General features: G+C 66.9%; 14 protein-coding genes. 12 read left to right on the top strand and 2 right to left on the bottom strand.

The genetic code is table 11. The annotated features are described in order from the left end of the window. The first annotated feature begins 44 nt into the window (after positions 1-44). From ahpC to HNO51_RS20235, 6 genes are all read left to right on the top strand, one after another. Positions 45-608, top strand: a complete 564-nt coding sequence (gene ahpC / locus HNO51_RS20260) for an alkyl hydroperoxide reductase subunit C (protein ID WP_197448926.1) — start codon at positions 45-47, stop codon at positions 606-608. A gap of 175 nt (positions 609-783) precedes the next feature. Then, entirely contained in the window at positions 784-2340 is a 1557-nt protein-coding gene (gene ahpF, locus HNO51_RS20255; protein ID WP_209538165.1) for an alkyl hydroperoxide reductase subunit F, read from the top strand. A 310-nt stretch (positions 2341-2650) separates the two neighbouring features. Beyond that, positions 2651-3679, top strand: a complete 1029-nt coding sequence (locus HNO51_RS20250; protein ID WP_197448924.1) for an amino acid ABC transporter substrate-binding protein — start codon at positions 2651-2653, stop codon at positions 3677-3679. Positions 3680-3795: 116 nt separating this feature from the next. Further along, on the top strand, positions 3796-4986 hold the full coding sequence (locus HNO51_RS20245; protein WP_197448923.1) for an amino acid ABC transporter permease: 1191 nt from the start codon (positions 3796-3798) through the stop codon (positions 4984-4986). A 9-nt stretch (positions 4987-4995) separates the two neighbouring features. Further along, complete coding sequence (locus HNO51_RS20240) at positions 4996-6096, top strand: amino acid ABC transporter permease (RefSeq protein WP_197448922.1); 1101 nt, start codon at positions 4996-4998, stop codon at positions 6094-6096. A gap of 51 nt (positions 6097-6147) precedes the next feature. Continuing rightward, entirely contained in the window at positions 6148-6876 is a 729-nt protein-coding gene (locus HNO51_RS20235; RefSeq protein ID WP_197451133.1) for an amino acid ABC transporter ATP-binding protein, read from the top strand. Positions 6877-6939: 63 nt separating this feature from the next. Here the strand turns inward: HNO51_RS20235 and HNO51_RS20230 are convergent, their stop codons facing one another. Together HNO51_RS20230 and HNO51_RS20225 are read right to left on the bottom strand one after the other, a co-directional pair. Continuing rightward, positions 6940-7368: a hypothetical protein gene (locus HNO51_RS20230; RefSeq protein WP_197448921.1), complete on the bottom strand. Its 429-nt coding sequence runs from the start codon at positions 7366-7368 to the stop codon at positions 6940-6942. Positions 7369-7480: 112 nt separating this feature from the next. After that, positions 7481-8071, bottom strand: coding sequence for a histidine phosphatase family protein (locus HNO51_RS20225; RefSeq protein WP_197448920.1), 591 nt, complete (start codon positions 8069-8071; stop codon positions 7481-7483). 157 nt (positions 8072-8228) lie between these two features. Between HNO51_RS20225 and phnD the strand changes: the two genes are divergently transcribed. From phnD to HNO51_RS20195, 6 genes are all read left to right on the top strand, one after another. Then, a complete protein-coding gene (gene phnD / locus HNO51_RS20220; RefSeq protein ID WP_197448919.1) occupies positions 8229-9236 on the top strand; it encodes a phosphate/phosphite/phosphonate ABC transporter substrate-binding protein in 1008 nt (335 codons plus the stop codon). 80 nt (positions 9237-9316) lie between these two features. Next, positions 9317-10123, top strand: a complete 807-nt coding sequence (phnC, locus tag HNO51_RS20215) for a phosphonate ABC transporter ATP-binding protein (RefSeq protein WP_197448918.1) — start codon at positions 9317-9319, stop codon at positions 10121-10123. Then, positions 10110-10919: a phosphonate ABC transporter, permease protein PhnE gene (gene phnE, locus HNO51_RS20210; protein ID WP_197448917.1), complete on the top strand. Its 810-nt coding sequence runs from the start codon at positions 10110-10112 to the stop codon at positions 10917-10919. The genes phnC and phnE (HNO51_RS20210) overlap by 14 nt, the downstream gene beginning before the upstream one ends. Then, the gene (phnE, locus tag HNO51_RS20205; protein ID WP_197448916.1) at positions 10913-11722 is read left to right on the top strand and encodes a phosphonate ABC transporter, permease protein PhnE; all 810 of its coding nucleotides are present in this window, start codon (positions 10913-10915) and stop codon (positions 11720-11722) included. The genes phnE (HNO51_RS20210) and phnE (HNO51_RS20205) overlap by 7 nt, the downstream gene beginning before the upstream one ends. A 96-nt stretch (positions 11723-11818) precedes the next feature. Next, entirely contained in the window at positions 11819-12247 is a 429-nt protein-coding gene (locus HNO51_RS20200; RefSeq protein ID WP_197448915.1) for a host attachment protein, read from the top strand. 101 nt (positions 12248-12348) lie between these two features. Next, complete coding sequence (locus tag HNO51_RS20195; protein ID WP_197448914.1) at positions 12349-14412, top strand: methyl-accepting chemotaxis protein; 2064 nt, start codon at positions 12349-12351, stop codon at positions 14410-14412. Position 14413: the final 1 nt, after the last annotated feature.

The raw sequence follows: 14413 nt of genomic DNA, 5'->3' as shown, positions 1-14413 counted from the left end.
CCCGTATTCGAGCCATCCACCCCCATGACAAGGAGCATTGCTGAATGTCCCTGATCAACACCGAAGTCCAGCCGTTCAAGGCCACCGCTTTCCACAACGGCGAGTTCGTCGAACTCTCCGAACAGAACCTGAAGGGCCAGTGGTCCGTGGTGATCTTCATGCCGGCCGCGTTCACCTTCAACTGCCCGACCGAGGTCGAGGACGCCGCCGAGCACTACGAGGAGTTCAAGAAGGCCGGTGCCGAAGTCTACATCGTCACCACCGACACCCACTTCTCGCACAAGGTATGGCACGAGACTTCGCCGGCGGTGGGCAAGGCCAAGTTCCCGCTGGTCGGTGACCCGACCCACCAGCTGACCCGCGCCTTCGGTGTGCACATCGAAGAAGCCGGTCTGGCCCTGCGCGGCACCTTCGTGATCGATCCGGAAGGTGTGATCAAGACCCAGGAGATCCACGACAACGCGATCGCGCGCGACGTCGCTGAGACCCTGCGCAAGCTGAAGGCCGCCCAGTACGTGCGCAACAACCCGAACGAGGTCTGCCCGGCCAAGTGGAAGGAAGGCGAAGAGACGCTCGCCCCGTCCCTGGACCTGGTCGGCAAGATCTAAGGATCGGTCGATCCGCGAGGCAATCCCCTGACCTCGCGTGCATTCCCCGCCCGGGCAGGCTCTGCCCGGGCACTCTTTCCCAGACGTGCAAGCCCCTGGCCCGCGCTGACTCCGGTCTGCGTCAGGGAGGCGTCTTGCCGTAGTTCATGAGCCAGACATGAAGGAACCCGCTGTCATGTTGGACGACAATCTGAAAAGTCAGCTTAAAGCCTACCTGCAGAAGGTCACGCAGCCGTTCGAGATCGTCGCCTCCCTCGATGACGGCGCCAAGTCCAAGGAGCTCCATGGACTGCTCAAGGACATCGAGAGCCTCTGCGACAAGATCACCTTGCGCCTCGACGGCACGGACCCGCGCAAGCCCTCCTTCGCGCTGAATCGCCCCGGCGAGGACACCGGCCTGGTGTTCGCCGGCATTCCCATGGGCCACGAGTTCACCTCGCTGGTGCTGGCGCTGCTGCAGGTCGGCGGCCACCCGCCCAAGGTTAGCGACGACACCATCGAGCAGATCAAGGCGCTCGAGGGCGAGCTGCACTTCGAGACTTACTATTCGCTCTCGTGCCAGAACTGCCCCGACGTGGTGCAGGCGCTCAACCTGATGGCGATCCTCAACCCGAACGTGCGCCACGTCGCCATCGACGGCGCGCTGTTCCAGGACGAGGTCGAAGCGCGCCAGGTGATGTCGGTGCCGAGCATCTACCTCAACGGCGAGCCCTTCGACCAGGGGCGCATGAGCCTGGAGCAGATCCTGGCCAAGGTCGACACCGGTGCGGCCCAGCGCGAGGCGGCCAAGCTCAACGACAAGGACCCGTTCGACGTACTGGTGGTGGGCGGCGGCCCGGCCGGTGCCGCGGCGGCCATCTATGCCGCACGCAAGGGCATCCGCACCGGCGTGGCGGCCGAACGCTTCGGCGGCCAGGTGCTCGATACCATGGCGATCGAGAACTTCATCTCCGTGCCCTACACCGAAGGTCCCAAGCTGGCCGCGGCGCTGGAGGAGCACGTCAAGGGGTACGAAGCCGACATCATGAACCTGCAGCGCGCCGTGAAGCTGATTCCGGCGGCCGACCAGGGCGGCGAGCACGAGGTGGAATTCGCCTCCGGCGCGCGCCTCAAGAGCAAGACGCTGATCCTCTCCACCGGCGCGCGCTGGCGCGAGATGAACGTGCCCGGCGAGGCGGAGTACCGCAACAAGGGGGTGGCCTACTGCCCCCACTGCGACGGCCCGCTGTTCAAGGGCAAGCGCGTGGCGGTGATCGGCGGCGGCAACTCCGGCGTTGAGGCGGCTATCGACCTGGCCGGCATCGTCGGCCACGTGACGCTGATCGAGTTCATGGACGAGCTGCGCGCCGACGCGGTACTGCAGAAGAAGCTGAAGAGCCTGCCCAACGTCGAGATCATCCTCGGCGCGCGCACCACCGAGGTGAACGGCGACGGCACCCGGGTCAACGGCTTGACGTACGAGGAGCGCGCCAGCGGCGAGATCAAGCGGCTCGAGCTGGAAGGCATCTTCGTGCAGATCGGCCTGGTGCCCAATACCGAGTGGCTCACCGACTCGTCGATCGAGCTGTCGCCGCGCGGCGAGATCGTGGTCGACGAGCGCGGCATGACCTCGGTGCCCGGTATCTTCGCCGCCGGCGACGTCACCACCGTGCCCTACAAGCAGATCGTCATCGCCATGGGCGAGGGCTCGAAGGCCGCCCTGGGTGCCTTCGACTACCTGATTCGCCACTGACGCCGGCTCGCATCGGCCGGGCTCCCCGGTGTGGCGGGCGCCCTCGCAAGACGCCCCCGCAGGCTTGGCCTGCGGGGGCGTCTCGCCTATGGTCGGGTGAACGCCTGGTCCGGCGTACAGGCGGGGCGCAAACCGCGCCTTGGCGCACCAGAACGGAGCAGTGGTTCAGGCGGGATCTTCTCTGGCACGAGCGTTGAATAAGGGTTTTGCCTGCGCTATCCCCGCATTGGAACAAACCTTGCTAAGGTGCTGGGCACATGCTTCGGCATGCATCGTCCAAGACACACAACAGACCTACGAGGGATCTTCAATGCGCGACAACAACAACAAGTGGCTGCTGCTCACTTCCGCAGCGGCCCTGGCCCTGGGAACCGCTGCCATCGCCTCCGCCGATACCCTGGACGACACCCGCGAGCGCGGCGCCGTGCAGTGCGGCGTCAGCGACGGTCTGCCGGGCTTCTCCGCGCCGGACGACCAGGGCGAATGGCAGGGCCTGGACGTCGACATCTGCCGTGCCGTGGCGGCGGCGGTGTTTGGCGACTCCGAGGCGGTTCGCTACATCTCGCTCAACGCCGTGGAGCGCTTCACCGCGCTGCAGTCCGGCGAGGTCGACGTGCTCTCGCGCAACACCACCTGGACCACCACCCGCGACACCACCCTGGGCCTGAACTTCACCGGCGTGACCTTCTACGACGGTATCGGCTTCATGATCAACAAGGACCTCGGCGTCTCCAGCGCCAAGGAGCTCGACGGTGCGGCGATCTGCGTGCAGTCGGGCACCACCACCGAGCTCAACGTAGCCGACTACTTCCGTGCCAATGGCATGGAGTTCGACCCCATCGTCTTCGACACCTCCGAGCAGACCGTGGGCGGCTACGAGGCCGGCCGCTGCGACGTGCTGACCTCCGATACCTCGCAGCTGGCCGCGCTGCGCATTCAGCTCTCCGACCCGGACCAGTCGGTCATACTGCCCGAGATCATCTCCAAGGAGCCGCTGGGCCCGGTGGTGCGCCAGGGTGACGACAAGTGGTTCAACATCGTCAAGTGGTCGCTGTTCGCCATGCTCAACGCCGAGGAGATGGGCATCACCAGCGACAACGTCGACGAGATGCTCGAGTCCGATAACCCCGACGTCGCCCGCCTGCTGGGCCGCGACGGCAACTACGGCGAGGCGATGGGTCTCGAGGCCGACTGGGCCTACAACATCATCAAGCAGGTCGGCAACTACGGCGAGAGCTATGACCGCAACGTGGGCATGAGCTCACCGCTCGAGATCGAGCGCGGCGTCAACGCGCTGTGGACCGAGGGCGGCATCCAGTACGCACCGCCGATTCGCTGATCGTACCGCCCGGGGCATCGTCGCGATGCCCCGATCCTCGTACTGCCCCGGCCCCGGACACTCTCCGGGCCGGCTGGCTGATACCTGCTTGACGGATCCAGGCGGAGAGTTCCTTCATGTCCGTTCGACCCAAGGCCCATTCGCTGGGCCCAAAACCGCCCTTCTGGCGTGATCGCGCCAAGCGTGCGCTGGCCTTTCAACTGCTGCTGGTTGCCGCTGTCGTCGTCTTCCTGCTCTACATCATCGGCAATACCCAGGCCAACCTGGCGGCCCGCGGCATCACCACCGGCTTCGGCTTCCTGACCAATACCGCCGGCTTCGGCATCGTCCAGAGCCTGATCGACTATTCGTCCCAGAGTACCTACGGCCGTACCTTCGTGGTGGGCCTGCTCAATACTCTGGTGGTTTCCGCGCTGGGGATCCTGGCGGCCACCATCATCGGTTTCATCGTCGGTATCGCCCGGCTGTCGCCCAACTGGCTGATCGCCCGGCTGGCCAGCGGCTATATCGAAATCTTCCGCAACATCCCGCTGCTGCTGCAGATCTTCTTCTGGTACTTCGCCGTGCTGCGCGCCATGCCCAGCCCGCGCGACAGCTTGACGTTCGGCGAGGTGGCCTTCCTCAACGTGCGCGGCCTGTTTCTGCCCGAGCCGCTGTTCGAGTCGGGGTTCGGCCTGATTCCGCTGGCCTTCGGCGTGGCCATCGTGGCCAGCATCGCCCTGATGATCTGGAACAAGCGCCGCCACGAGGCCACCGGCAAGCGCCTGCCGGCGGGCTGGATCTCGCTGGGCCTGATCGTCGGCCTACCGCTGCTGGTGCTGTTGGTGACCGGCGTGCCGGTGACCTGGGACGTGCCGGAGCTGCGCGGCTTCAATTTCCGCGGCGGTTTCACCGTGATACCCGAGTTCCTGGCGCTGTGGCTGGCGCTCTCCATCTACACGGCCTCGTTCATCGCCGAGATCGTACGCTCCGGCATCCAGGCGATACCCCACGGCCAGACCGAGGCGGCCCAGGCGCTCAGCCTGCCGCAGAACCTGGTACTGCGGCTGGTGGTGGTGCCCCAGGCGCTGCGCGTGATCATCCCGCCGCTGACCAGCCAGTACCTCAACCTGATCAAGAACTCCTCGCTGGCCACGGCCATCGGCTATCCGGACCTGGTCTCGGTATTCGCCGGCACCACCCTCAACCAGACGGGACAGGCGATCGAGGTCATCGCCATGACCATGGCGGTCTACCTCACCATCAGCCTGCTGGTGTCGATGTTCATGAATTGGTTCAACGCCCGCGTGGCGCTGGTGGAACGCTAGGAGAGCGCCATGACGATACGACACGAGATGATAGCGGCGCGCCCGGCCCCCCGGAACACGGTGGGGCCGCTGGCCTGGCTGCGCGCCAACCTGTTCAGCGGGCCGGTGAACAGTTTTTTCACCCTGCTGGGACTCTACCTGCTCTACCTGCTGCTGACGCCCACCATCCAGTGGGCCTTCATCAACGCCGACTGGATCGGCACCACCCGCGACGACTGCTCCCGCGAGGGGGCCTGCTGGGTATTCGTCAGCGCCCGCTTCACCCAGTTCATCTACGGCCTCTATCCGCGCGGCGAGCTCTGGCGGGTCGACGTGACCTTCCTCACCTTCGCCGCGCTGATCGCCTGGCTGGCGATCCCGCGGCTGCCGTTCAAGCGCTGGGTGGCGCTGGCGACCCTGGTGGTGTTCCCCCTGTTCGCCTACTTCATGCTCTACGGCGGCTTCTTCGGCCTGCGGGTGGTGGAGACCCACCGCTGGGGCGGGCTGATGTTGACCCTGGTGCTGGCCGTGGTGGGCATGGTCGGGGCGCTGCCGATCGGTATCCTGCTGGCGCTGGGGCGCCGCTCGCAGATGCCCATCGTCAAGAGCTTCTGCGTGGTGTTCATCGAGTTCTGGCGCGGCGTGCCGCTGATCACGGTGCTGTTCATGGCCTCGGTGATGCTGCCGCTGTTCATGCCCACCGGCGTCAGCGTCGACCGCCTGATCCGGGCTTTCATCGGCATCACGCTATTCCAGAGCGCCTACATGGCCGAGGTCATCCGCGGCGGGCTGCAGGCGATCCCCCGCGGCCAGGAGGAGGCGGCGGCAGCGCTGGGCATGAGCTACTGGATGCGCATGGGCCTGATCGTGCTGCCCCAGGCGCTGAAGATGATGATCCCCGGTATCGTCAACACCTTCATCTCGCTGTTCAAGGACACCACCCTGGTCATGATCATCGGGCTGTTCGACCTGCTGGGCATCGTGCAGGCGGCGCTGTCGGATTCCCGCTGGCTGGGCTTCTCGCTCGAGGGCTACGTGTTCGCCGCGTTCATGTTCTGGATCTTCTGCTTCAGCATGTCGCGCTACAGCCAATACTTGGAAAGAAAACTGCATACCGGCCACAAGCGGTAAGGAACGAGAACAATGACTGAACAGGCAACCCAGACCGGCACCGAGACCCTGATGGTCGAGATGCGCGGCGTCAACAAGTGGTACGGTGACTTCCACGTGCTGCGCGACATCAACCTCGAGGTCAAGCGTGGCGAGCGGATCGTCATCTGCGGCCCCTCGGGCTCGGGCAAGTCGACGCTGATCCGCTGCATCAACCATCTCGAGGAGCACCAGGCCGGCGAGATCGTGGTTGGCGGTGTGCCGCTGACCCAGGACGTCAAGCGCATCGAGCAGATCCGCCGCAGCGTCGGCATGGTGTTCCAGCACTTCAACCTCTTCCCGCACCTGACGGTACTGGAGAACTGCTGCCTCTCGCCGATGTGGGTCCAGAAGAAGCCGCGCCGCGAGGCCGAACGCCTCGCCATGCAATACCTGGAGCGGGTCAAGATCGCCGAGCAGGCGCGCAAGTATCCCGGCCAGCTCTCCGGCGGCCAGCAGCAGCGCGTGGCGATCGCCCGCTCGCTGTGCATGCACCCCGACGTGATGCTGTTCGACGAGCCCACCTCGGCGCTCGACCCGGAGATGATCAAGGAGGTGCTCGACGTCATGGTGGAGCTGGCACGCGAGGGCATGACCATGCTCTGCGTGACCCACGAGATGGGCTTCGCCAAGACCGTGGCCGACCGGGTGATCTTCATGGACCAGGGCCAGATCATCGAGGAGAACGCGCCCGAGCCGTTCTTCAACAACCCGCAGTCCGAGCGGACCCAGCTCTTCCTCAGCCAGATCCTCGGCCACTGAGGCCTGGAGCCGTCGATCCCGCCGCGCCCCGCGGGCTCGGCGGCGTCTGGTGCTGGGTCAGGCTCACACGCTGCCCTGGGGCTTGAGGGGCTCGGCGGGGCGCGTCACGCGCGCGTTGCCCAGCACGCTGGGCTCGGTCTCCACCGGGCGTGCCTCACTGGTCCAGGCCGCCTGACGGTCGTGCACCGCCGGGCGGCGCTCGAAAGAGCGGGTCACCACGTCGCCCGGGGCGAAGCCGGTGCGGCTGGTCAGGTGGTGCGGCAGCAGGCAGAGCTCGATCAGCAGGCGCAGGACGATCGCCGCCGCCAGCCAGAGCCCGGCGCCGAATGCCAGGTCGGGCCATGCCTGCTCCCAGCCGATGGCGGCTTGCCAGGGCGTACGGGGCAGCAGCCACAGCGTGGCCGCGCACAGCAGGCCCAGCTGCAGGAACAGGTGAAGGAAGAGCAGCACCCCCCGGGACAGCGGGCGGCGGGGAAACAGGAACTGTCGCATCGGGGTCCTCCCGTTGGCGCATCGCAGTACGATGAAGTGGCCGACCTCCCTGCCGACTCGTCGATGCTACCGCAGATGGCGCCGGGCGTCAGCCGCCGCGTCGTTCCCTCGCTCAGTCGAGCATAGTGATGCTGGCCGGAAGCAGCGCCTCGCGGGCGCGATGCGCCGTCAGCAGGCGGCCTTCCAGCGCGGTCAGCATGATCTGCAGCGGGTCGCCGTGACTCACCAGCAGCACGGTTTCGCCCCGCAGCGCCTGCTCCAGCGAAGCGATCACGCCCTGCATGCGAGCGGCGACGCTGGCTGTGCTCTCGACGCCGTACTCGCGATGTTCGGGATCGCGAGCGTCATGCTCCCAGACTCGCCGGTAGTGGCTGTCGGCCAGCCCCTCGAGGTCGCCGAAGTCGCGCTCGCGCAGGCGCGGCTCGGGCTGCGGCTCGAGGCCGAAGTGAGCGGCCACTCGCCGGGCGGTTTCGGTAGTGCGCAGGAAGTCCGAATGCAGGATGCGGGTGGGTGCCGGCCAGTGCCAGTCGGCGAGCAGCGCTTCCAGCTGTGCCTCGCCCTGCTCGGAAAGGCCATAATCCGCCAGGCCGCGGGCCGGGGTGCTGATGATCAGGCGCCGGGCATTGGCCTGGCTGTGGCCGTGACGCATCAGCAGGTAGCGGTTGTGGCGCCGGCCCGGCGCCGAGTGAAATCGAATTGACATCGTCTTGTCATACTACCTAGATTGGTGGTTAGTTTCGTTTGCGATCATTCGGATGGTTTCGTGTTCGCTTTCGAGCAGATGAGCGGATCCTCTGGGCGTCCTCGCCCCCGCCGTCGCTGAAAACAACATAATGACAGTGATACAGAGAGACACGCCAATGACAACTTCCCACAAGCTCGGTCGTTCCCCCTTCGCCATGCTGGTCCTCTCCTCGCTGCTGCCGCTGGCCCTGCTGGTGTCCGCCCAGGCCCAGGCTCAGTCCGATTGCCAGCGCGGCGCCCTGGATGCGCTCTACTGCGACGAGGACGGTGACCTGGTCGCCGACCGACCCGCCGACGAATCCGAGTGGGTCGATCCCGATACGCTGATATTTGCCTACACCCCGGTGGAGGATCCGGCGATCTACGCCGACATCTGGCAGCCCTTCATCGACCACTTGCAGGAAGTCACCGGGCGCGACGTGCGCTTCTTCGCCGTGCAATCCAACTCGGCCCAGGTCGAGGCGATGCGCAGCGGGCGGCTGCACATCGCCGGCTTCTCCACCGGGCCGACGCCGTTTGCCGTCAACCTGGCGGGGGCGGTGCCCTTCGCCCTGATGGGCTCCGACGACGGCCAGTTCGGCTACACCCTGCAGGTCTACACCCATGTCGACTCGGACATCGAGGAGATGGCGGATCTCAAGGGCAAGCGCGTGGCGCATACCTCGCCGACCTCCAACTCCGGCAACCAGGCGCCGCGAGCGCTGTTCCCCGAGCTCGGCGTGGTGCCCGACGAGGACTACGAGGTGGTCTACTCGGGCAGCCATGACCAGTCGATGCTGGGCGTGGTCGCCCGCGACTACGACGCCGCCCCGGTGGCCTCCGAAGTGGTCGAGCGCATGGCAGCGCGCGGCCTCTACGACGAGGACGAGGTGCGCATGATCTTCGAGTCGGACCGCTTCCCGACCACCTCCTACACCTATGCCCACAACCTGCATCCCGATCTGGTCGACAAGATCGAGGAGGCCTTCTTCTCCTTCGATTTCGCCGGCACGGCGCTGGGCGATGAATTCGAGGGCGTCGAGAAGTTCATCCCCATCAACTACCAGGAGCACTGGAAGGTCATCCGCACCATCCAGGAAGCCAACGGCGTGCGCTACACCCGCGAGGACCTGGAACAGGAGTGAGTCCGGCGCGCCACGCCAGCAGCGCCCGGCGCCCCCGGCACGGTCGGGGGCGCTCCTTTCCCTGTGAGTGAGGTCGATGAATGCTGGAGATTTCGCAACTGGTCAAGCGCTACGGCCGTGACAAGCCGGTGCTGGAGGGGCTCGACCTGACGGTGGAGGGCAGCAGCGTGGTCTCCATCGTCGGTGCCTCCGGGGCCGGCAAGAGTACTCTGCTGCGCTGCATCAATCGCCTGGTGGAACCCAGCTCGGGCTCGATCAGGCTCAACGGCACCGAGCTGGTGACGCTCAAGGGGCGCGAACTGCGCCGGGCCCGGCGCAAGATCGGCATGGTCTTCCAGGGCTTCAACCTGATCGACCGGCTGACGGTGATGGAGAACGTGCTGGCCGGCCGGCTCGGCTACGTCAATCTGTTCCAGGCGATCACCCGGCGCTATCCGCAGAGCGACATCGAGCGCGCCTTCCAGCTGATGGAGCGGGTGGGCATCGCCCACTACGCCAACAAGCGTGCCGACGAGCTCTCCGGCGGTGAACGCCAGCGGGTCGGCGTGGTGCGGGCGCTGATGCAGGAGCCGGAGATCCTGCTCGCCGACGAGCCGACGGCCTCGCTCGATCCGCGCACTTCCGAGCAGATCATGAAACTGCTGCAGAGCCTGGCCAGTGAGCTCTCGCTGCCGGTACTGATCAACATCCACAACGTCGCCCAGGCCAAGGCCTACACCGAGCGCATCGTCGGCCTGCGCCATGGGCGCATGATCTTCGACGGCGTGCCGACCGATTTCGACAAGGCGGCGCTGGACGCCATCTATGGCGGCATCGAGGCGGCCGGTGACGAACTCACTGCGGAACCCGGCCGCTCGACCCAGGGGGTGGCGCATGACTCGACCTGACGGCACAGGCCTGCCGCGCACCTGGCGCAAGCCGCCCTTCATCGCCAATCCCGCTCTGCGCTACGGGCTGTGGCTGGCGGCGACCGTCTACCTGGTGTGGGCCCTGGGGTCGCTGCCGTTCAACTGGGAGCGCATCGGCGAGGGGCTGCCGCGGGCGGCACGTATCTTCGGCGGTGGCTTTCCGCCCAGCTTCGAGCGCAGCGGCCTGCTGATCAGCGGCTTCAAGGAGAGCTTCCAGATCGCCATTCTGGCCACCCTGCTCGGCGTGGCGCTGTCGATCCCGTTCGCCGTGATGGCGGCGAAGAACGTCGCGCCCAGGCCGATCTACCTGTTCGGCCGTGCGGTGATCATCGTGTCGCGCAGCTTCCATCCGGTGATCGTCGCCATCCTGTTCGTCGCCGCGGTGGGCTTCGGTCCGCTGGCCGGCATCCTCACCCTGACGATCTATTCGATCGGCTTCGTCGGCAAGCTGCTGGCCGAGGAGATCGAGGAGATCGACTGGGGCCAGGTCGAGGCGATGAAGGCCGCCGGGGCGGGCTACCTCGCGACCCTGGTCTATGCCGTCTTCCCGCAGATCCTGCCGCGCCAGGTGGGACTCTCGATGTACCAGCTCGACAGCAATCTGCGCGCCTCGGCGGTGGTCGGCATCGTCGGTGCCGGGGGCATCGGGGGGACCCTGATGAACGCCTTCGGCCGCTACGACTATGACTTCGCTTTCGCCATCCTGCTCACGATCATCGCCGTGATCCTGGTCAGCGAGGGCATCAGCGGCTGGGTGAGGAAGCAGATATGGTAGACCATGCCGATGCCCTCGCCGACCGCGTGTGGCGACGCTACGACCGCAAGCAGCGTCTGATTCGCTACGCCGTGCTGTTGGCCACCGTGCTGGTGATCTACTGGGCGGTGCGCGACATCGACATCTTCTGGCCCTGGGTGTGGGACGCCCCGAACCAGATCTCCCGGCTCGGCGCGCGCATGTGGCCGCCCGACCCCTCGCGGCTCGCCGCGATCGTCAATGCGCTGCTCGAGACGGTGCATATCGCCACGCTGGCCACCGCCCTGACCATCTTCATCGCGCTGCCGGTCTCCTACATCGCCGCGCAGAACACCACGCCCAACCGCGCCTGCCTGTGGCTGGGCCGCTTCATCCTGGTCGCCAGTCGCTCGGTGAACACCATCATCTGGGCGCTGCTGTTCGTGGCGATCTTCGGCCCGGGCGTGCTGGCAGGGATACTTGCCATCATGTTCCGCTCGGTGGGCTTCATCGGCAAGCTGATGGGCGAGGCGATCGAGGAGATCGATCGACGGCCGGTCGAGGCGATGGAGGCCACCGGCGCCTCCAAGGCCAAGGTGATCGCCTACGCCATCGTGCCGCAGGTGATGCCGGCCTTCTTCGCCATCGTCATCCTGCGCTGGGACATCAACATCCGCGAGTCGACGGTGCTGGGCCTGGTCGGCGCCGGGGGCATCGGGGTGATCCTGCAGGGCGCCATCGATACCTTCGCCTGGCCCACCGTGGCTACCATCCTGATCGCCATCGTCGTGCTGGTGCTGATCGGCGAGGCAATCACCAGCCTGCTGCGCGGCAAGGTGCTCTAGCCGGTTGACCCTGGAGAGTCTGATTGCCATGTTGAAGCAAGGACGTCCGCAACCGGATGGCGGACTTTTTCCTTCAACCCGACTCAAGGAGAGGCTATGACAACGTATATCGTGGTGGCCGATGCGGCGCGGGCACGCCTGTTCACCCGCGATGCGCTCAAGCTGGAGGAGAGGGAGAGCCTGGTGCACGCCGAGGGTCGCCTGCATGAGGGTGATCTGGTCACCGGCACCACCGGTAGCGTCGATGAGTCGACGTCCCATACGCGGCGTGCCAGCCGCGGCGACAGCGTCGCCCTGGACCACGAGGCGGAGATCTTCGCCAAGCAGATCGCCGAGCGCATCTACAAGGCCCGGGTCGACAACAGCATGGACAAGCTGATCCTGGTCGCCCCGCCGCGTTTTCTCGGCGTGCTGCGCGACAAGCTCGACGGGCCGACCAGCAAGCTGGTCATCCACACCCTGGACAAGGACCTGTCCAAGGCGCCGCTGGGTGACATCCAGGAGGCCGTCAGCGATATGCGTTGATCGCGACTTTCGTCTCAAGCTAGGGCCGCTCTTGCCGATAAAGCGGACACCGGTGCGAAGTTGTCTTCGCTGCCACCGTGTCCACCTCAGCGAGAGCGCCCATGCATCTCAGATCGATCCGCCAGTTCGTGATCCTGCTGGCCGGCCCCTGCCTGCTGGCCGTGGTCGTGGCCCTGGTTCTCTATGGCCTGTTCTCCTCGGCGCGCACCCAGCAGACCGCCGAGACCCATACCCGCGAGCTGCTCGAGGGCGCCATCGACGAGCGCCTGGCGGTGCTGGCCGACGCCGAGGCCGGCCGCATCCAGCGCGAACTCGAGCATGCCCTGACGCTGGCCACCCAACTGGCCGACACCAACGCCCTGATGGGTCAGCAGGACGCCAGCGGGCGGCGCGCCCTCTCGCTTAGCCGGCGCGAACTCTCCAACCTGGTGCGCCAGACCGTGGTCGAGAACCCCTCGCTGCTCGATGCCTTCATCGGCTGGGAGCCCGACGCCTTCGGCCGCGATGCGCTGCATGCCGACCTCGGCGAGAGCGACGGCTACGACGGCAGCGGGCGCTTCATGCCCTGGTGGTATCGCAGCGGCGAAGGAGCGGTCGAGGTGCTGCCGCTGGGCGAGACCATGGAGAGCACGACCTTGCTCGCCAGCGGTGTACGCGAAGGCGAATACTATCTCTGCCCGCGCGAGACCCTGGCGCCCTGCATCATCGATCCGGCACCCTACGAGTACGGCGATGAGACGCTGCTGGTCACCTCGTTCAACGTGCCGGTCCTCGTCGACGGCGAATTCCGCGGCGTGGCGGGGGTCGACCTGGCACTCGACTTCATCCAGGCACTGCTGCTCGAGGCCAACCAGACGCTCTATGGCGGCGCCGGCGAGATGGCGCTGATCGCCGGGCGCGGCGGCCTGGTGGCCCATACCGGCGATGCCGGGCGGCTCGGCGCGGCGGCGAGCGAGACCTTCGACGCCGAGGTGCTCGGCGCCATCGACCGGGCGCGAGAGGAGGGCATCAGTGTCAGCCTGGCGCGGGACGGCATGCTGGAGCGCTACCAGCCGTTCACCATTGGCGCCAGCGACGCGCCCTGGACGCTGCTGATCCGCCTGCCCGAAGAAGCCGTGATGGCCGAACTGGTCGCGCTGCAAGAGGTCATGGGCGAGCAGCGCCGTGCCGACACCCTGGGCATGGCGCTGGTCGGCCTGCTGCTGGCGGCGCTGGGCCTTGCCGCGCTGTGGTGGGTCGGCACCCGGGTCTCGCGGCCGCTGCGCCTGCTGGCCGAGCGCATGCGCGAGATCGCCAGCGGCAACGGCGACCTGACCCAGCGGCTGCCGGTGCGCGGGCGCGACGAGAGCGCCAGGCTCGCCACCCAGTTCAACGCCTTCGTCGACAAGATCCACGACGTGCTGCTCGACGTGCGCGACAGCAGCGAATCGGTGCGCGTGGCGGCCAGCGAGATCGCCAGCGGCGGCGAGGACCTGTCGCGGCGCACCGAGCGGGCCGCCGCCAGCCTGCAGCAGACCTCCGCCTCGATGGAGCAGATCTCGGCCACCGTCGAGCACACCTCGGCCTCCTCGCGGGAGGCCAACGGCCTGTCGAAAACAGCCGCCGAGGTGGCCCAGCGCTCGGGCGAAACGGTCGGCCAGGTGGTGGATACCATGGACGAGATCAGCCGCTCGTCGGAGCAGATCGGCGAGATCGTCAAGGTCATCGACGGCATCGCCTTCCAGACCAACCTGCTGGCGCTCAACGCCTCGGTCGAGGCGGCGCGGGCCGGCGAGCACGGTCGCGGCTTCGCCGTGGTCGCCGGCGAGGTGCGCCAGCTCGCCACCCGCAGCGCCGAGGCCTCGCGCGACATTCGCGCGCTGATCGACGCCTCGACCCAGCGGGTCGCCAACGGCACCGAGCTGGTGAGCCGCGCCGGGGAGCGTATGAGCGAGCTGGTAGCCAGCGTGAACCGGGTGGCCAACATGCTCGGCGAGATCAGCATGGCCGCCGGCGAGCAGAGTGACGGCATCGGCCAGGTCAGCGTGGCGGTGGCCGATCTCGACCGCACGATCCAGCAGAACGCGGCGCTGGTGGAAGAGTCGACCACCGCCGCCGAGCGTCTCAGCGAGCAGGCCGACCGCCTGGCGCAGGTCGTCGGCGGCTTCCGCCTGCGCGAACGCTGAC

Source organism: Billgrantia sulfidoxydans (assembly GCF_017868775.1).
Taxonomy (GTDB): Bacteria; Pseudomonadota; Gammaproteobacteria; order Pseudomonadales; family Halomonadaceae; genus Halomonas; species Halomonas sulfidoxydans.
The sequence above is the reverse complement of the archived record's forward strand: the minus strand, read 5'-3'. Positions and strand labels throughout refer to the sequence as shown.